Source organism: Chryseobacterium sp. 14P4.3.2, assembly GCF_057799275.1.
The window spans coordinates 235,988-253,740 of the sequence record NZ_JBYOKO010000001.1; the positions used below are offsets into that span (position 1 = coordinate 235,988).

Annotated in this window: 22 protein-coding genes; 8 read left to right on the top strand and 14 right to left on the bottom strand. The window is 37.0% G+C overall.

Annotated features, from left to right (window positions below):
• Positions 1–49 precede the first annotated feature (49 nt).
• Entirely contained in the window at positions 50–439 is a 390-nt protein-coding gene (locus AC27VX_RS01135) for a ribosomal maturation YjgA family protein (RefSeq protein WP_488693433.1), read from the top strand.
• Between the two features lie 9 nt (positions 440–448).
• On the opposite strand, the gene AC27VX_RS01140 is transcribed toward AC27VX_RS01135, so the two are convergent.
• The 4 genes from AC27VX_RS01140 to AC27VX_RS01155 are packed head-to-tail and all read right to left on the bottom strand — an operon-like array spanning position 449 to position 3,630.
• A complete protein-coding gene (locus AC27VX_RS01140) occupies positions 449–1,369 on the bottom strand; it encodes a YARHG domain-containing protein (RefSeq protein ID WP_488693435.1) in 921 nt (306 codons plus the stop codon).
• The gene (locus AC27VX_RS01145) at positions 1,366–2,004 is read right to left on the bottom strand and encodes a DUF2306 domain-containing protein (protein WP_488693437.1); all 639 of its coding nucleotides are present in this window, start codon (positions 2,002–2,004) and stop codon (positions 1,366–1,368) included. Before AC27VX_RS01145 ends, AC27VX_RS01140 begins: the two co-directional genes overlap by 4 nt.
• A 5-nt stretch (positions 2,005–2,009) precedes the next feature.
• A complete protein-coding gene (locus AC27VX_RS01150; RefSeq protein WP_236856772.1) occupies positions 2,010–2,411 on the bottom strand; it encodes a hypothetical protein in 402 nt (133 codons plus the stop codon).
• 16 nt (positions 2,412–2,427) lie between these two features.
• Positions 2,428–3,630, bottom strand: coding sequence for a BaiN/RdsA family NAD(P)/FAD-dependent oxidoreductase (locus AC27VX_RS01155; RefSeq protein ID WP_488693439.1), 1,203 nt, complete (start codon positions 3,628–3,630; stop codon positions 2,428–2,430).
• Positions 3,631–3,744: 114 nt separating this feature from the next.
• Here AC27VX_RS01155 and AC27VX_RS01160 point away from each other — a divergent pair, with 114 nt between their 5' ends.
• The 5 genes from AC27VX_RS01160 (at position 3,745) to AC27VX_RS01180 (ending at position 8,771) form a co-directional block, all read left to right on the top strand.
• The gene (locus tag AC27VX_RS01160; RefSeq protein ID WP_236856774.1) at positions 3,745–4,239 is read left to right on the top strand and encodes an acyl-CoA thioesterase; all 495 of its coding nucleotides are present in this window, start codon (positions 3,745–3,747) and stop codon (positions 4,237–4,239) included.
• 87 nt (positions 4,240–4,326) lie between these two features.
• Positions 4,327–5,388, top strand: coding sequence for a thiamine-phosphate kinase (thiL, locus tag AC27VX_RS01165; protein WP_488693442.1), 1,062 nt, complete (start codon positions 4,327–4,329; stop codon positions 5,386–5,388).
• A gap of 89 nt (positions 5,389–5,477) precedes the next feature.
• Positions 5,478–6,296, top strand: a complete 819-nt coding sequence (locus AC27VX_RS01170; protein WP_236856776.1) for a helix-turn-helix domain-containing protein — start codon at positions 5,478–5,480, stop codon at positions 6,294–6,296.
• A 169-nt stretch (positions 6,297–6,465) separates the two neighbouring features.
• Positions 6,466–7,662, top strand: coding sequence for a multidrug effflux MFS transporter (locus AC27VX_RS01175; RefSeq protein ID WP_300688477.1), 1,197 nt, complete (start codon positions 6,466–6,468; stop codon positions 7,660–7,662).
• A 200-nt stretch (positions 7,663–7,862) separates the two neighbouring features.
• A complete protein-coding gene (locus AC27VX_RS01180) occupies positions 7,863–8,771 on the top strand; it encodes a DUF6268 family outer membrane beta-barrel protein (RefSeq protein ID WP_488693444.1) in 909 nt (302 codons plus the stop codon).
• 62 nt (positions 8,772–8,833) lie between these two features.
• On the opposite strand, the gene AC27VX_RS01185 is transcribed toward AC27VX_RS01180, so the two are convergent.
• From AC27VX_RS01185 to pepT, 6 genes are all read right to left on the bottom strand, one after another.
• Positions 8,834–9,568 (bottom strand): LytR/AlgR family response regulator transcription factor, encoded by a 735-nt coding sequence (locus AC27VX_RS01185; protein WP_236856779.1) that lies wholly within the window; start codon positions 9,566–9,568, stop codon positions 8,834–8,836.
• Positions 9,549–10,619 (bottom strand): sensor histidine kinase, encoded by a 1,071-nt coding sequence (locus AC27VX_RS01190; RefSeq protein ID WP_488693447.1) that lies wholly within the window; start codon positions 10,617–10,619, stop codon positions 9,549–9,551. Before AC27VX_RS01190 ends, AC27VX_RS01185 begins: the two co-directional genes overlap by 20 nt.
• Before the next feature lie 80 nt (positions 10,620–10,699).
• Complete coding sequence (locus AC27VX_RS01195) at positions 10,700–11,296, bottom strand: porin family protein (RefSeq protein WP_488693449.1); 597 nt, start codon at positions 11,294–11,296, stop codon at positions 10,700–10,702.
• Between the two features lie 146 nt (positions 11,297–11,442).
• Positions 11,443–11,682: a hypothetical protein gene (locus AC27VX_RS01200; protein WP_236856782.1), complete on the bottom strand. Its 240-nt coding sequence runs from the start codon at positions 11,680–11,682 to the stop codon at positions 11,443–11,445.
• A gap of 198 nt (positions 11,683–11,880) precedes the next feature.
• Positions 11,881–12,447, bottom strand: coding sequence for an energy transducer TonB (locus AC27VX_RS01205; RefSeq protein WP_236856783.1), 567 nt, complete (start codon positions 12,445–12,447; stop codon positions 11,881–11,883).
• A 2-nt stretch (positions 12,448–12,449) separates the two neighbouring features.
• Positions 12,450–13,697: a peptidase T gene (pepT, locus tag AC27VX_RS01210; protein WP_488693451.1), complete on the bottom strand. Its 1,248-nt coding sequence runs from the start codon at positions 13,695–13,697 to the stop codon at positions 12,450–12,452.
• A gap of 189 nt (positions 13,698–13,886) precedes the next feature.
• Here pepT and AC27VX_RS01215 point away from each other — a divergent pair, with 189 nt between their 5' ends.
• Positions 13,887–14,735: a hydroxymethylglutaryl-CoA lyase gene (locus AC27VX_RS01215; protein ID WP_236856785.1), complete on the top strand. Its 849-nt coding sequence runs from the start codon at positions 13,887–13,889 to the stop codon at positions 14,733–14,735.
• 142 nt (positions 14,736–14,877) lie between these two features.
• A complete protein-coding gene (locus AC27VX_RS01220) occupies positions 14,878–15,714 on the top strand; it encodes a sulfurtransferase (protein WP_236856786.1) in 837 nt (278 codons plus the stop codon).
• A 51-nt stretch (positions 15,715–15,765) separates the two neighbouring features.
• On the opposite strand, the gene AC27VX_RS01225 is transcribed toward AC27VX_RS01220, so the two are convergent.
• Genes AC27VX_RS01225 through AC27VX_RS01240 form a run of 4 tightly spaced genes read right to left on the bottom strand, consistent with a single transcriptional unit; the run spans position 15,766 to position 17,665 of the window.
• Positions 15,766–16,092 (bottom strand): SUF system Fe-S cluster assembly protein, encoded by a 327-nt coding sequence (locus tag AC27VX_RS01225; RefSeq protein WP_034691980.1) that lies wholly within the window; start codon positions 16,090–16,092, stop codon positions 15,766–15,768.
• 3 nt (positions 16,093–16,095) lie between these two features.
• Positions 16,096–16,797: a 3'-5' exonuclease gene (locus tag AC27VX_RS01230; protein ID WP_300687858.1), complete on the bottom strand. Its 702-nt coding sequence runs from the start codon at positions 16,795–16,797 to the stop codon at positions 16,096–16,098.
• Positions 16,798–16,811: 14 nt separating this feature from the next.
• Positions 16,812–17,159 carry a tRNA-binding protein gene (locus AC27VX_RS01235; RefSeq protein ID WP_488693455.1) on the bottom strand — a complete coding sequence of 116 codons (348 nt, stop codon included), beginning with the start codon at positions 17,157–17,159 and terminating at the stop codon, positions 16,812–16,814.
• Positions 17,156–17,665 (bottom strand): hypothetical protein, encoded by a 510-nt coding sequence (locus AC27VX_RS01240; RefSeq protein ID WP_488693457.1) that lies wholly within the window; start codon positions 17,663–17,665, stop codon positions 17,156–17,158. The genes AC27VX_RS01235 and AC27VX_RS01240 overlap by 4 nt, the downstream gene beginning before the upstream one ends.
• Positions 17,666–17,753: the final 88 nt, after the last annotated feature.

A 17,753-nucleotide genomic window follows, 5' to 3' on the forward strand; every position in this document is an offset into this window, starting at 1 on the left:
TCGGTATTTTCTGAATACCGATTTTTCATGCCCTGAAAATACCATTGAAATGAAACTAAAATTTAGCCTTAAATATCTCCTTCTGACCCTCTTTATTTTTCTTATAGAAGTTTCAATCGCTACCATCCTGAAAGATATTTTCTTTGTAAGAGCTTATCTGGGCGACGTCATTGTGGTCATGCTTCTTTATACTTTCGTGAAGAGTTTTGTGGAGGTAAATGATCAGAAGCTGATCTTGGGAATTTTACTTTTTTCATTTCTTATAGAATCTGCACAGTATTTCAATATCGCAGAAAGACTGGGCTTTCGTCGCGGAAGTCTGATGTATATTGTTATCGGGAACTCTTTTTCGTGGATTGATATTCTCTGTTATGCAGTAGGCTGTCTTTTCCTCTATATTTTCGTAAAAATGGCCAGAACTGAAGCCTCTAATTCTTAAAAGCTGTTTCTATCTGCCAAAACTGTCATATTTATCCTCTGCATATTTGGTAAAACGATTCAGTAAAGCCACGTTCTCTTTTTCCATAGGCGAAAGATCATTGTCTACATTGCCTGAAACCGGAATATACCAGTCTGTTTGTTCAAAGAAATTTCTGTAGGTTTCTTTTTTAAAAGAGTAGCCATGCCTTGCAAATACAGAGTTTTTGATGATTTCCAGATCCAGTTTTCTTAAGTTTTTAAGATCTTTCTCGGTCAGTTTTTGCTTGGATGCATTGAGTTTGAATATCGCTTCGGAAGCAACACGGTTTTTAGTCGTTTTATAACTTTCTGTTTTTCCGGTTTCTTCATCTGTATATTTTTCGGTAAAATCTTTAGAATTTGTCCAGTCCACAATGTCGGAATCCTTATCCAGCATAAAGTTGGGATTGTAAACAAATTCCTTTTTGATCAGTTTCACGGTTTTTGAAGGTGCTTTTACCGATGTTTTATTGAAAGCATTCCATTTTCCGCTCAAGCTGTCTCCTTTCAGTTTTACTTCAAATCGTCCGTCGGTTTTATCATTTCCCGGTTCATCAAGTACAAAAGAAGATGTCGCTTCATTAAAAACCCCTCTGAACGGACGCTGGTTTCCATTGACAATGCTTTGTCCGTATACGCTGTCCTTTGTAATTCTATTGATTTTTAATGAGATTTTTTTATAATTGTTAACGTCATACTCTGAACCATCCATTTTATCAACTACCTTTTCCATTCCGGCAAACTCACCTGTATAAATTCCGTAATATTCTTTATGAACTTCAGGAATGAAAACAGAATCCTTTTTTGCCGTCAGAGAATCTTTTCCGGATTCATTGCTTTTTCCGTCTTTTTTACAGCTTATCAGAGAAACCGTAAGTAAAGAAATAAGAGTGTAATTTAAAATTTTCATATTAGTTTTCTTTTGATTAAATATTCAATAATAAGGATATTGGGAATCCAGCCCAGCCATGCAATGATTTGATAAACATCCATCGGATTGGGATGAAATAAATATACAATAATAACTTTCCACATTCGGAGGGTAATGGCAGATAATGTAAAGGCAAAGCTCCGCCACATCCATTGTTTATGTTCTTTGAACTTTTTCTTCCGGGCAAGCTGGTAGGCTTTGAAGGTTGAAAACCACCATAAAATACCCAGAATGATAAATGAAACCTTCGAGAGAAGACCTCCGTTTGCCCATATCCCCATGTAAAATCCTGATGGTGCAGCAAAGATGAGAATGAGAAAAATATAGATCTTTCCCATATTCCTGTGAAAGCTTTTTAATCCGAAATTTTTTCTGAATATAGCCAGAAAGCCTGAAAGAAGTACAAAAATACTGGTATAAACATGAGTATAGAAAAATGTAATATATTCCGGCCTTTCTGCAACTTCTGTTTGTTTGATCATTAAAAAGCTGGCATCTGGATCAAAAGGAATATATTCCAGCGTTATTTTCACCATCAGCCAAAAGAAATACCCGAATCCCAAAATTAAAAGGATTTTAAAGAAAATGGCGGTATTTCTTTTGACTGATAGCATTTTAATTATTCAAAATTAACAATGAATGGAAGGGTATAAAAAATCTCTGCCGGGCTTCCTTTGTATTCTCCGGGCGTCCATTTGGTTGTCATAGACTTCATTACTCTTTCAATTTCTTTATTCACTTTTTCGTTGCTTCCTGTAATAGAAATTTTTTCTATTACACCCTGAGTATTGACGGAGAACTTTGCGCTGGCCCGTACTTGTCCAGGACCTCCTTTGATTCGTTTGATATCTATTTTTTGAGACACTTCCCTCATAAATACATTGATTCCTCCGGGGTATTCTGCCTGTTTACGCTCTTCCGTGGTATTGTTTTCTTTAGAAGGATTTACTACTGTTTCCTTTGCTTGGGAAAAACATAAGCAAAATCCCAGGGACAGAAATAGAAATATTATTTTTTTCATATGTGTTATTTATTTTTTACAAATTATTGAGATCCTGTGCAATCAGCCAGCCTTCACTCCAGCACGCCTGAAAGTTGAAGCCTCCTGTCACGGCATCTATATTTAAGACTTCTCCCGCAATATAAAAGTTCGGAAGAAGTTTCGAAGACATGTTTTTAAAGTTAATTTCTTTTAAATCAACCCCTCCGGCTGTTACAAACTCATCTTTGAACGTTGATTTTCCGGTCACCTGGAATTTCTTTCTGCAAAGATTTTCAAGGATTTTCTGCATTTCCTTTCCTGAAATATTAGCAACCTGTTTGTTGAGGTCAACTTTTGAAATTTCTAAAACTTTCTGCCAGAATCTGTTCGTAATATCAAAAATCTTTGACTGTCCGACGGTTTTTTTAGGATTGCTTTGTTTAAAACTATGGAACACTTCCTCTGCTTCATCCAGATCTATTGAAATAAAATTAACCTCTATTTCAAAATTATATTTAAGCTGCGCAAGACTTATCGCCTCCCATGCAGAAATTTTCAAAACCGCAGGCCCGGAAAGTCCCCAGTGAGTAATAAGCAGCGGCCCGCTTTCATCTGTTTTCAGCTTAGGAATTGAAATCCCTGCATTTTCAAAACTTGTTCCCGGAAGATCTTTTAACAAATCATCTTTAATATTAAAAGTAAAAAGTGAAGGAACAAGATCTACAATCTTATGGCCCAGATTTTCAATGATTTTCAGTGATTTGGGAGAACTTCCTGTAGCGTAAACAATATAATCTGCTTCAAAATCGCCGGAACTGGTTTTTACAATGTATTTTTCATCCTGCTTTTCAATCTCTTTCACCACAGATTTTGTCCTTACTGATACATTTTTCTTCTGGGTTTCATTTAAAAAAGTATTGATAATGGTCTGTGATGAATTGCTTTCAGGAAAGGTCCTGTTGTCATTCTCAATTTTCAGAGGAACGTTCCGCTGATCAAACCATTCCATGGTATCTCCGGGTTGGAATTTGCTGAAAACACTCAATAACTCCTTATTTCCACGGGGATAAAACTGCACCAGCTCCCTTGGATCAAAACAGGCGTGGGTCACATTGCAGCGCCCTCCTCCTGATATTTTTACTTTCTGTAGAACATCAGAGTTCTGTTCTAAAATGGTAATATTGTATTTCTTTTCGTCAAGGTTGGATGCGCAGAAAAAGCCTGCAGCACCGCCTCCGATTATAATGATCTGTTTCATGTATATGTAATCCTATGCTGAAGATTATTTTTTCAAAAGTACAATTTTTATAAACCATCTTATTTGAGTATTTTTGAAGATTATAATTTTAATTATACCAAAAACGATTTTCAAATGATTTTCTACCATAAATTTGAAGTGCGATGGAGCGATCTTGATGCTAATAAGCATTTAGCCAATTCGTCATATGTACAATATTGTGCGCAAGCCAGAATGGCTTTTATGACCAAAGAAAAAATGGGCGTTACCCAGCTTAGCAGATGGGGAATAGGTCCTGTGATCCTGCACGAAAGATATTCTTTCTTTAAAGAAATCTATGCAGATCAAACGGTGATCGTAAGTGTAGAAATAGACGGATGCTCAGAAGATTCTTCTATCTACCGTTTTGTACACAAGTTTTATACTCCGGATGGGGTACACTGTGCTACTTCTGAAGCTACAGGAGTATGGATCGATATGATGCTTAGAAAAATGACGACCCCGCCAGATGATGTTGTGGAAGCCATGAATAAATATAAAAGCCCGGAAACTGTGGTTTTGTCAAAAGAAGACTTTAAAAAGTTCCCTTTTCATCCACACAATATTGATCCGGCAGAACTTACAAAATAATTCAGAATTCAAGGTTTAGAGTTTAATGTTTAGAAGGTAACTTTGAATCATTAATACTTTTTACATTGAATATTAATACAAAAAATTATGTTTGAAGATAAATCACAGGAGCTGACGCCCATTTCAAAATTGGGAGAATTTGGCCTTATTAAACATTTGACGGAAAATTTTCCCCTATCCAATGAATCTTCAATACTTGGAGTAGGAGATGATGCGGCAGTGATCAATCCCGAAAATAAAAAAGTAGTTCTTACGACAGACGTTCTGGCAGAAGGAGTACATTTTAATTTAGGGTATGTCCCTTTAAAGCACCTTGGCTATAAAGCTGTAGTGGTAAACCTTAGCGATATTGCTGCTATGAATGCTGTTCCTGCTCAGATACTGGTTTCCCTTGCTGTTTCCAACCGTTTTCCGGTAGAAGCTTTAGAAGAAATCTATGCAGGAATACAGGCTGCATGTACAAGATACAAGGTAGATCTGATTGGAGGAGATACTACAAGTTCTAATTCCGGACTGGTGATGAGTATTACCGCTGTAGGACTTGAGAATGAAGAGAATATTGTAAAAAGAAGTGGTGCTAAAGCTAATGATCTTCTTGTAGTAAGCGGAGACTTAGGTGGGGCCTACATGGGACTTCAGATTTTGGAGAGAGAACATGCTGTTTATCTTGCAGATCCAAATATGCAGCCGGAGATGGAGGGATATGATTATATCCTGGAAAGACAGTTAAAACCTGAAGCAAGAACAGATATTAAAACCATTTTGGAAGAACTGGATATTAAGCCAACTTCTATGATTGATATTTCTGATGGTCTGGCTTCTGAAATTCTTCACCTTTCTGATCAGTCAGGAGTAGGGTTCAGGCTTTATGAAGAAAAAATTCCGATGGATAGCCTTACGATCTCTACGGCAGATGAAATGAATTTAAATCCTGTAATGACTGCCTTAAGTGGTGGTGAGGATTATGAATTACTGTTTACCATTTCATCTAATGATTTTGATAAAATTAAAAACCATCCTGATTTTACCATTATAGGATATGCTGTTGAAAAAGAAGATGGAAACTTTATGGTAGCAAGGGGTTCTAACCAGCTTGTTGCTCTTACGGCACAGGGCTGGGACGCCTTCCTTGGTAACCAGAATGGATAAATTATATTTAATTTTGAATATTGTAGAAAACCGCAGCACTTTTTTTGCTGTGGTTTTTGTTTGTAGCTTAACGATTTTAAAATAGAATCATGATCATACCCGAAAAAGAAATTCCGGTCCACCATCTTACATCTGAAAAATTTCAGATGAGTACCTTGAGTGCAGCCGGTCCGGAAAATTTCCATGATGTACACCGGCATAATTTTTTTGAAATTATCTGGTTCAGAGAGGTGTATGAAAACAGTCGCTTAGAATTGGATTTTGAAAGTTACAAACTAGATAACAATCAAATCTGCATCATTGCACCGGGACAGGCATTCAATATGAAATTAGCAGGAGAGGAAGGGTATGCAATGGCCATAAGCCGGGAGATTTTCAATGAAGTTTGTGATATAGAGTGGTTACTCACAGGAGGGGTACTTCCCTTTTATTTAAATCCACAAAATGAAAAGACCTGTACCGCGATCATGTCACTTATTGAGCAGGAATATAAGGAGGCTTCAAGAACTGAGCTCTTAAAGGCCTATCTGAAAGCATTTTGTATTATCATTGCGGAACAAATTAATCCCCACGAACCCTTACTTAATGACCGGCAGAGAGTTCAGGAATTGGTAGGGCTGATAGAAAAGAATTATATACTGCAAAAGGAAACCGGTTTCTATGCCGATCATCTTAAAATAAGCGCTCATCACCTTAACGATATTGTACGTTTACTGAGAGGTACTACAGTAAAAAAGATGATTGCCCAACGTCTTGTGCTGGAGGCCAAGAGAGAGCTTAGTTTTGGAGCTCTGACCGTGAAAGAAGTAAGTTTTAAGCTGGGATTCGGTGATGCTTCTTATTTTTCAAGATTTTTCAAAAAACATACCGGGCAGAGTCCTGAAGAATTTAAAACAGCAAAAGGCTAATCTTCAGAAAGTTCCCGTTGTTTTATTTTAAAATTGATAAAAAGGAAATATTTAGAGGTGTAATCCTCAGTTTGTGCTAGTCATCCTTCAGTTCTTTTATTGTAAGCCTTTGCTTTTTACAGCATTTTTGTACTCTCAAAAATCGCCTGTGAAGGCTATATGACTATTTATGAAGAATTTGAATATTGTAGTGTTTATTTTGGCACTACTCAACACGTTGGAGTCTCTGAGTATCGATCTTTATCTCCCCGCTTTTCCAAATATGGCCCAGATTTTTAATACTGATATTGGGCATATCCAGATATCCATTTCGGTTTTCTTTGCCGGTTTTGCATTCGGACAGCTTTTATGGGGGCCTTTATCGGATAAAAAAGGCCGTAAACCTATGCTGTATTGTGGACTTTTACTTTTTATCATAGGCGCTACAGCCATCTATTTTACATCAGATATTTATGTTTTATGGGCAATGCGTTTTCTACAAGCTTTTGGAGGAAGTGCCGGAATTGTCATAGGAAGAGCCATTGTTATTGACCTTTATGATAAACAAAAATCTGTAGCAATCTTTTCCCAACAGTCACAGATCAGTGGTATTGCGCCTATTGTTGCACCTTTGCTGGGAAGTGTATTTCTTAAGTTTTGGGGCTGGAACAGTTCTTTTGCTTTCCTGTGTGTCATGGGGCTGATTACTTTTTTTATGGTGTACAAATACATTCCTGAAACTAATGCGAAAATCAGTCTTCCTGACGAGTACGACCATGAAAATGAAAAAAGCTTAAAAGATCAGCTGAAAATGATCATTTCAAATAAAGATTTTATCAACAGTACGATGATCGGAAGTATTGCTTTTGCCTCTCTTATCATCTACATTTCAAATGCTCCGTTTCTGTTTATGGAACTTCATGGTTTCTCAAGCGGGGTTTTCAGTTTTATATTTGCTTTTAACTCGCTGGCTTTGATAACAGCTGCTTACATTACACCCAAACTGATCAAGAGAATAAGTAATTCAACTCTTTTATTTATTGCCACAATTATTTTACTGGTTGTGTGTACCCTGCATATCTTAATTGCAGCAGAAAATCTTTCTGTAGCTTTAGAAATTGCAATGCTCTATTTGTCATTACTTGCGATCGGAATTTTATTTCCTATTACTTCAGCACATGCTTTATCCCCATTTAAAGAAGGACGCGGGACGGCTGCAGCCTTGCTTGGATTTATGCAGTTGATGGTTACATTTTTGATGTCAGGACTCATCGGTCTTTTGGAAGCAGACTCTATTATTCCAATGGTGGTGGCCCGTGCAGGAATTGCTTTGATTGCAGTTTGGTTTGGGTATCGTATTTTTAAAAATCAAAAAGCTGCTGTGTAAAAATAGCAATGGCTCTGTTTCTATGGTTGTGTTACAGTTAAGTAGGGGTATAGTTATTTTAAAAAGGTTATCTTTTTTAATGAGTTGTTAATATTATATTAATCCTGTTATTTGATCCTGTTGTCATACTATCCAAACACTTAATCAAGTAATTTTTGTAAAAAATTGCCAAAGGGTTCTATTTGCATAAAATTTAAAATATGAAAAGGAACCTTTTGACAGCTATCTGCTGTTTATTGCCATTAGGGTATTGGGTAAGTGCACAATCCGGAATATCTGCCGAGCTTAAAACCGAATATATACCAGGCTCCAATTATATACGCCCTGAAGACAGTACCAAAACCAATTCTAAAAGTGATTTTAAAAGAGTAGATCTGAATCTGAGGATTCCATTATCTGTAAAAAAAGATACAGATGGAAAAGTAAGAGCCTGGTCAATGCTTCTCAGCGGATCCTATGCAAAGATGAAACACACCAACTATGACACTCAATTATTTCCTGACCAGATGCTGAATGCGCAGGTCGGACTTCAGCATATGAGGCCTCTGGGTAAAAAGTGGAGTATGATGATGACAGCATCGGTAGGAGTATATACCGATATGGAAAAAGTGAACTTTGATGATGTATTGGGACAGGGTGGAATTTTGTTTATCAGACATTTCAATCCTAATCTTGCTTTGGGAGGAGGTCCGGTATTGACAACAGCATTTGGCGTTCCTATGATTTTACCCTGGATCTATTTTGACTGGAAGACGAACGGAAAAATTAAGTTTAATATCAACTTCCCGGAAGGAATGGAAGCCGGATATCTGTTTTCTGATCAATTTGCATTAAAAGCTGTAGTAAACCTTAACGGAATGACCGTAGAAAGAAATAAGGACGGAAAATCAATACTGTTGGGTTACCAGCAGATCACTGCCGGACTCAGACCGGAGTTTAAGATCAATGATAAACTTACATTGCGTCTTACAGGCGGAACTGCATTATTAAGAAGCTTCAGTGAAAGTGACCGAAAAATCAAAAATATTTTCCGGGACAAAAAAATGGCAGATCCCAGATTCGCAAGCACATTCTATGCAGCAGTATCATTACACTGGAATCTTCCATAGAAGATTCAAAAAGGGAAGATGCCTAAGGCTGTCATCATACTACTGTATCTTCCCTTTTAAAATTATTTGCTGATCAATTTTTTATAAACCACCTGATTCAGCAGCTCTTCCTTTCGGTTACGGGAAATGGGAAGTTCGATCTTATTAATAAAAATACGTCCTCCGGAGATCATATCGATATGGGTAATATTGATCAGATAAGACTTATGGATCCTGAAAAAATGATCAGAGGGAAGCGATTCTTCAATAGCCTTCATTGTCTGATGAATGATCAGCGATTTATCTTTAAAATGAAGCCTGGTATAATTCTGCATACTTTCTACGTAGAGAATATCCACCCATGAAACTTTAATAAAGCTGTCAGATTGCCTTACGTACAGAAAAGGATCATCAAGGGGAATATTTTTTCTCAGTTTTTCACTGACAATAAACTGCTGCTGTGCTTTATTTACAGCCTGATAAAAACGGTTAAAAGCAATAGGCTTCAAAAGATAGTCTACCACCTGAAGCCTGAATCCCTCTAAAGCATATTCAGAGTAAGCGGTAGTGAGAATACATAAAGGAGGGTTTTCCAGCTGCTCCAGAAACTCAAGACCGGTAAGGTAGGGCATATTAATATCCAGAAGAAGAAGGTCTATTTCTTTTTCCTTCACTATAGTATCAGCTTCCAGTGCTGTGGCACAGGTCCCTTCCACTGATAAAAAGTCAATCTGGCCGGCCAGCTCTTTAAGATGGAATCTTGCCAGAGGTTCGTCATCTATAATGAGGCATTTCATTTTAGGAATAGTAGTACTCATGATACTCAGCTAAATTTAAGGTTAAAGTTACTTTGAATATATTCTGATCAGCTTCTATTTTTAAATCATGGGAGCCTGGATACTGTAATTTTAGGCGTTTTTTTACGTTTTCAAGACCAATTCCTCCAACTCCATCCTTCTTTTTATAGCTCAATACATCAGAATAAGAATTTTCTATATAAAAGGAGAGAACTTTATCTCTTTCCATACAAGAAATTGAGATGTGACCTTTATGGCCGGGAAGCCTGCACACATATTTGAATGCATTTTCAATAAAAGTTACCAAGAGAAGAGGGGCAATAAAAGCTTTGTTACTGCTAATCTCCCAGATTGTCTTTACGTCCAGTTCATTACCCCATCTCAGTTTTTCAACTTCTACCAGATTCTGAATATGCTCTATATCTTTATCTAAAGGGACAGTGTTTTGATTACAGTGGTAAAGCTGGTAGCGTAAGATATCTGAAAATTTAAGGAGCAGATAATCTGCAAGCTGAGTATCTGTTCTCATTAAAATATGAATGTGATTCAGAATGTTGAATACCACATGCGGATTGATCTGATCTTGTAAAAGCTTGAGTTGGTTTTCCAGATGTGCCTGCTGAAGAAGAATATGATCCCGCTCTATTTTTCCATGCTCCTGATAGAATTTTACACCGCAGGCAGCACCGTTAATTAAGAAAGAGGCGGGAAGGGCAAGGTAGAATCCCTTCCATAAAATAGGAATCTGATCAGAAAAATCTGGGGGAAGCACAGTGTCCGAACTTCCTTTAACATAGGTGAATATCAAAGAATATATAAAGCTTAATGCAAAAATAATCAGGGTGGCCTGTGTAAGAAAGAAACCCATCCTTTTTGAACGAAGGGCCTTGGGAAGTAGTTTTGTTGTAAGAAAATGAGTGAAAATAAAGGACGTAGCTGTGATCACAAAAGTCTGAAAAACCGCAGTGTACCCATTCGATGTAGCTTGAAAATTAATCCAAATGGCAACCGTAAAAACGAGCCAGAAAAGGATAATGAAAGTATGTTTTCTTAAAACAAAAAATCTTGCCATGAAATAATCTAAAGTTGATTGATAAAAAATTAGAAACTGAAGGGAAACAGTTTCTAATCATGTAAAGGTAATTTAAGTTTTTAGAACAGGAAATACCCTATCCCAAGGCTAAAGCTGTGAGGTTTAGACCTGAACTCTTTACTGATATTTGAAAGCCCGTTTTCATATCTCAGATCTACGGTGAAATTCTTATAATCTATTCCCAAACCGCCTGTAATTCCAATATTGGATTTATCAAAATTTTTAAAGCCTTCGGCGACAGCCTGTGAAGTGGAAATTTTGTTATTAAAAGCATAGCTGTAGACTCCGCCGGCAAATACTCTTACATTAAAATCATCTGTTTTTACCACTTTATATCCTACAACTACCGGGATGTCAATGGCATTCCAACTTAGTTTTGCCGAGCTTCCATCTTTTGCTTCGTAGGACGTTTTTCTTTTGTTGAATAAGGCTTCTCCTTGCACATAAAGCTTTCCGATATCCATTCTGGTCATAATTCCTGCCTGATAACCGAAGCCGTATTTCCCTTCCAAGGAAGAAGACTCCGTTGGGGTTTTTGTAAAACTTGTTCCTCCCTTTACTCCAATATGAAAAGATGGGGTTTGCTGTGCATAAATGTTTACGGAGCTGATGATGCATAAAAGCAAAGAGCTAAATGCTAAAAATTGTTGTTTCATAAAATTAAATACTATTATTTGATGCAAAACAACAATTCTCGTTGATGAGATGAAATTTTATTTGATGAATGGCAGAGATCTTTTGACGAGGATCTGTTTTTGGATGAAAAAAATCGAAAGCATATCTGCTTCCGATTGTATTTTTATTAAAAAGGCTGTTCTTCACAACGGGATGGTGGATTACATCCTCCTCCTCCGCCGCCGCCAGGATTTCCTCCAACAGCAATGCACTGTCCCGCACTTCCGTTTTCATACATTTCACAGGCACTTCCAAAAGTACACTGGCAGTCATTTTGACAGTTATAAGAGTCACCTCCCATATGACAGCCATCTCCCAGTCCGCTGCCCAGAATGGTTGATAAATCCTTTCTCAAAAGTTTTTTCATTTTTTTCATAGTAAAGTTTTGGTTAAAAAAATTAATGATTCGGTTTGTATTACATTGTAAATATACTGAAAAAGTAATCGATTGTATTATAACTTATTGTGATTGAATGAAAAAGAGCTAGAGAAAGTATGATGATAACTTCCCCACTGCATGCTGAAAAAATAAAACCCATTGCTGTAACAATGGGTTTATGGATGTTTATTTTTTTAATATAAGTTGTAAAGGAATAGTAACTGTGGATGAAACAGGTTTCCCCTTATCTTCTGCAGGTTTCCATTTGCCCTTATCCTGTATACGATAAAAGGCAGCCTGGATAAATGCATTTACATCTTCATTGTTTCCTTTAATTTTAGCATCTAATGCATTGCCTTTAGAATCTACTATAAAGCTTAATGTAGCTCTGTAAGTGTCTGAAGAATAATTTAAAAAATCAAGATCAACAGCTTCATACAGCATTTTCAGAAAAGAAACTTTTCCTGTTTCATATTCTGCTTCTTTGGTTACCTTATTCTTTAGAGGTGGATCATTAGCTATTGCTTTTTTTTCTTCTTCAGAAATTTTGTCAAGAGCTTCTTTATAAGCATTTATCTTATCCTCAGTAAGAAGCCACTCCCGCTTAGTTCTTAAATCGTTAGGCTTTGGGTATTTGTTATACAGAGCCTTTTTCTTTCTTTCATATCGGGAATCTGCTCTCTGGAACTCAGAGATCTGGGCACTTCCGAAGACAAAAGAGAAAATGAATGCTAATGCAAAGAGCTTTTTCATTATCACGCTTTTACAATATTAATAATTACACCGGTTGCTTTTTCCATACTTTCCAGAGCTACATATTCATACGGCCCATGGAAGTTGATTCCTCCTGCAAAGATGTTTGGACAAGGAAGTCCCATGTAGGATAACTGTGCACCGTCTGTTCCTCCTCTGATTGCTTTGATCTTAGGCTCAATGCCTGCTTCTGTCATTGCTTTTGCAGCAAGGTCTATGATGTGCATTTTACCTTCAAACTGCTGCTTCATATTTCTGTATTGCTCTTTGATCTCCACTTCAGCTGTTCCTTCACCGTGTTTTTGGTTAAATTCAGCTACTTTTTCTTCTAAGAACCTCTTTCTCGCTTCAAACTTTTCGGCATCATGATCACGAATAATATATTGAAGTTTAGCTTCAGAGATATCCGCTGTAATATCCATTAAATGATAAAACCCATCAAAACCTTTAGTGGTTGCAGGAGTTTCATTAGCTGGAAGTATTTGTGCGAACTCAGCGGCTAAAAGTGCAGCATTAACCATTTTTCCATAAGCATAACCAGGGTGTACGCTCAGTCCGTGGATTTTTACAACAGCGCCTGCAGCGTTAAAGTTTTCATATTCTAATTCACCTACTTCTCCACCATCCATTGTATAGGCCCATTCAGCACCGAATTTAGCTACATCAAATTTATGAGCACCTCTTCCGATCTCTTCGTCCGGGGTAAATCCTACCGCAATTCTTCCATGCTTGATTTCTGGATGAGCGATAAGATACTCAGCAGCCGTTACAATTTCTGCACAGCCCGCTTTATCATCAGCGCCAAGAAGGGTAGTTCCGTCAGTGGTAATTAAAGTCTGGCCAACATATTTTTTTAAACTTTCAAATTTTGAAGGAGACAACTTGAATCCTGTAGCCTGGTTCAGTAAAAGATCATTCCCGTCATAATTCTCCCAAATCTGAGGCTTTACATTTTCTCCGCTGAAATCAGGTGATGTATCGTAGTGTGAAATGAAACCAATCGTAGGTCTGTCATCATTTTCAAGGTTAGAAGGAACATAGCCCATAATATAACCGTGCTCATCAATTGAAACATCTTCTAAACCGATTGTTCTCAATTCTTCTGTAATATAATTGGCAATATCCCACTGACGCTCTGTAGAAGGAGTTGCTTCACTTTCTGCATCACTCGTTGAATATATTTTTACATAACTAAGAAAACGGTTCAGTAATTTCTCTTTCCATAAAGGATTGAATTCTATTGTACTCATCAGATTTATCATAAATTTTAACAAAGTTAGCAAATTTGATGCTCAGAATGCATTATTTGAGACTGAATATCAGTTATTGAAATTATAAATCAGATATAAATCTTTGAAAATCAAAATAGTGTTAGATTTGTATGTACAGTATACTAAGTAGTTTAGTTTTATTATATTTGAGAAAATCAAAAAGTAAAAATGTTTCTTACAGAATGTCCTAGAGATGCCATGCAGGGATGGGGAGAGTTTATCCCTACCGATAAAAAAATAGATTATATCAACTCACTTATGGATGTTGGTTTTGATGTATTGGATTGTCTGAGTTTTGTTTCTCCAAAAGCAATTCCGCAGATGGCTGACTCTGATGAGGTTGCCGAAAATATTGATAAGTCCCGCTCCAATACAAAAGTTTCTGCTATTATCGGAAATTACAGAGGTGCTGAAAAAGCACTGAAGCATCAGTCTGTCGATATTCTTGGATTTCCGTTTTCTATTTCCGAAACTTTTCAGCACAGAAATACCAATAAGAGTCAGGAAGAAGCTTTTGATGAGATCATTAAAATGCTTGAACTGGTAAAAACAGAAGGAAAACAGCTGAATATTTATTTCTCGATGGCTTTTGGAAACCCGTATGGAGAAATGTGGAAGTGGGAAGATGTAGACCAATGGGCACAGCGATTTTCAGAGATCGGAATAAAGGATATCCTGCTTTCTGATACAACCGGAGTGGCTACACCAGAAACGATTGCGCTTTTATTTGAGAAAATTCCTTCAAAATATCCTGAAATCAATTTCGGAGGACACTTTCATAACCGTTATGAAGAGTCTTATTCAAAACTGAAAGCAGCTTATGATCAAGGTTGCAGAAGATTCGACAGTGCTATCAAAGGAATCGGAGGATGTCCTATGGCTAAAGATGATTTGGTAGGTAATATGCCTACTGAGCAGGTGATCAACTTTATGAGTGTTGAAAAAGCAGATCACAAGCTGAATCTTTTAAACTTTGAAAGCTCTTACAATAAAGCGAAAGATATTTTTCATTTTTAAAATGAATTAATAATAATTCTCACGGATGAAAATTCTGTGACCTATAAAATATCAAGAAGAGCGGGCCGTAGTCCGCTTTACTCTATTAAAATGCAGTGGCTTTTGCCAAAACATAAGTTATATTAATCCTAAAACCAATACAATGTCTCCAATAATCTCACCATCCGAATTGAAAAACCTTCCGTCAGAAAACCTCGTTATTCTTGATGCAAGAGCTGGAAAAGATGTTCAGGAAAACTACCTGGAAAAGCATATCAAAGGGGCCAGATTCATTGATCTGGACAAAGATCTGGCTGAAACAGTTGAAAATGCCGCTTTTGGAGGAAGACATCCGCTTCCAAACCCGGAGAAATTTGCTGAAACACTTTCTAATCTTGGGATTGCTGAAAATTCTCATATTGTAGTATATGATGACAAAAACGGATCGAATGCAGCTGCCAGAGCCTGGTGGATGCTGAGGTCTTTTGGATTTAAAAACGTTCAGGTTCTGGATGGAGGAATTCAGTCTGCAGAAAAGATTGGAATTGAATTTTCGTCTGGAGAAGAAACATTTGAAAAATCTCCACTGATAAGAAAAGAACATTGGGATTTGCCTGTTTCCGACTTAGAAAAGGTTGAAAATGAATTGGAAAAGACTTCTTCTACTGTCATTGATGTAAGAGATGCTTATCGTTATAGAGGAGAATCTGAGCCGATTGATTTGGTTGCCGGTCATATTCCTGGGGCTATTAATATTCCTTTTTCTGAAAATCTTGATGAAAACGGAAATTTTCTTAAGCCGGAAATTCTAAAGGAAAAATACGGTAAAATACTGGAAAATAAGGCTGAGCATTTGATCATCCACTGTGGATCGGGAGTTACAGCATGCCATACCATTTTAGCTTTAGATTATGCCGGATATCCGATCCCGGATCTGTATGTAGGTTCATGGAGTGAATGGAGCAGGAGAGAAGGAAAAGAAATTGCAAAAGAGATATAAAAGTAAAACCCCGAAAATTAATTTTTCGGGGTTTTATATTTTTAAGAATGATTAAAGCATTCCCAGTTCAAACTTTGCCTCCTCGCTCATCATATCTTTATTCCAGCTCGGTTCGAAAGTAAGCTCTAAATCAACGCTTTTTACATTTTCTACTTCAGCCACTTTATCTTTTACCTCTTGCGGAAGAGTTTCAGCAACAGGACAGTTCGGAGTAGTCAGTGTCATTATAATTTTTACGTCAGCATCATCGGAGATCTGGACATCATAAATCAGTCCTAATTCGTAAATATCTACCGGAATTTCGGGGTCATATACGGTTTTCAGTACACCAATGATTTCCTCACCAATGTCAGCAATTTGATCGTCTGTAAATTTCATTTTTTAATCTAGATTGATATTCCTTTTCAACAAATCTTCCTGACGCATACGCCGGAAAATATTTGCCAAAGTTAAGACATCTTTTTCACAATAATCAACAATTCGCTGCAAGTCTTTTTCTATGTAGTAAATTGATGAAACCATTGAGCCGTCAATATCATCCTTCGGAGTGGGAATACCGAATACATGAGCCAATAATTCCAGTGATACAAAACTCTTATAATCCCCGAATTTCCATAGTTCCATGGTGTCTATATGAGGGATCTCCCATGGTTTTTTTCCAAACATCTGAAATGGAGCGGGCGGCTGCATTCCATTGATCAGGTATCGTCTTGCAATCCATGGAAAATCAAATTCTTTTCCGTTATGGGCACAGAGAATGACATTATTAAGTCTTGGACTGTTGAAAATTTCACCAAATTCTCTGAGCATTTTCTTTTCATCATGTCCTGAGAAGCTTTTTATTTTCAACGTTTCATTCTTCTCAATCATTCCTATCGTGATGCAGATAATTTTTCCGAACTCGGCCATAATGCCTGCTCTTTCATAAAATTCTTCTGCGGTGACTTCTTCTTTTCTCTGAAATCTTGTTTTCTTGTCCCAGAGATATTGGTCTGTTTCAGATAAATCATCCCAGGATGCAGCCTGAGGAACGGTTTCAATATCAAGAAATAAGACTCTTTCTAATGGTATGTGCTGTATCATGTGTGTTTTGTTTATTATCCTAGCTGCATTCCGTTTTTTACGGGTAGTGAGGGAGATATAAGAGTGACGTCTTTTTTATCTTCACCATATACTCCCAGTACAAGGCATTCGCTGAAGAAATTGGCAATCTGTTTTTTAGGGAAATTAACGACTGCTAAGATTTGTTTTCCTACAAGGTCTTCTTTTTCATAAAGAGTAGTAATCTGTGCTGACGATTTTCGGATTCCTAAGTCCCCGAAGTCAATTTCCAGTTGGTAAGAGGGATTTCTTGCTTTTTCGAAATCGTTTACAGCGATTATTGTTCCGCAGCGGATGTCTATTTTTTCAAAATCTGCCCAGGTAATATCTGGTTTTACTGTCATGATAATTTACTGATTAAATGTTCTACTTCTGTTTTCTGATCTGCATATTTTTGTTGCAACACAGAATCTTCCCCCATTCTTTTATAATATTCTAAAGCTTTTCCGCCAAAGAATTTTTTATGAAAGTCTGAGACTTCCGGAATTTGTGGGAATACTTTATGAAAAAGCATTTCATAATAGGCCTGAAATTCTCTTTCATTTTTATCTTCTATAACCTGCCCTGGAGCTTTCTGCCTTACATGAAGCATTTCATGGGCAACCATATTCAGGACAAGATTCAAATCAAAATCGAATAAATTTCTCGGGATCATTACGGTTTGCGGACCTCCCAGTTCTCCTTCAGCAGTAAGAAGCATAGAGACAGGAGAAAGCTCTTCCCTGAATCCAAACCCTGCGAAGTTGTCATGTTCCAGATTAAAAGAATGGATCAGATATTCTGCCGTATCCAAAATCTGGTTATGCTCTTTATAAGCGTCAAGGTGTAGATTTACCTGCTCGAAATTCACTCTGAATATGTTTTATAACAAATGTATTAAAATATTGATAATTACAAAGAAGGTTTCTAAAAACAAAAAAACAGTTGAAGAAATCAAC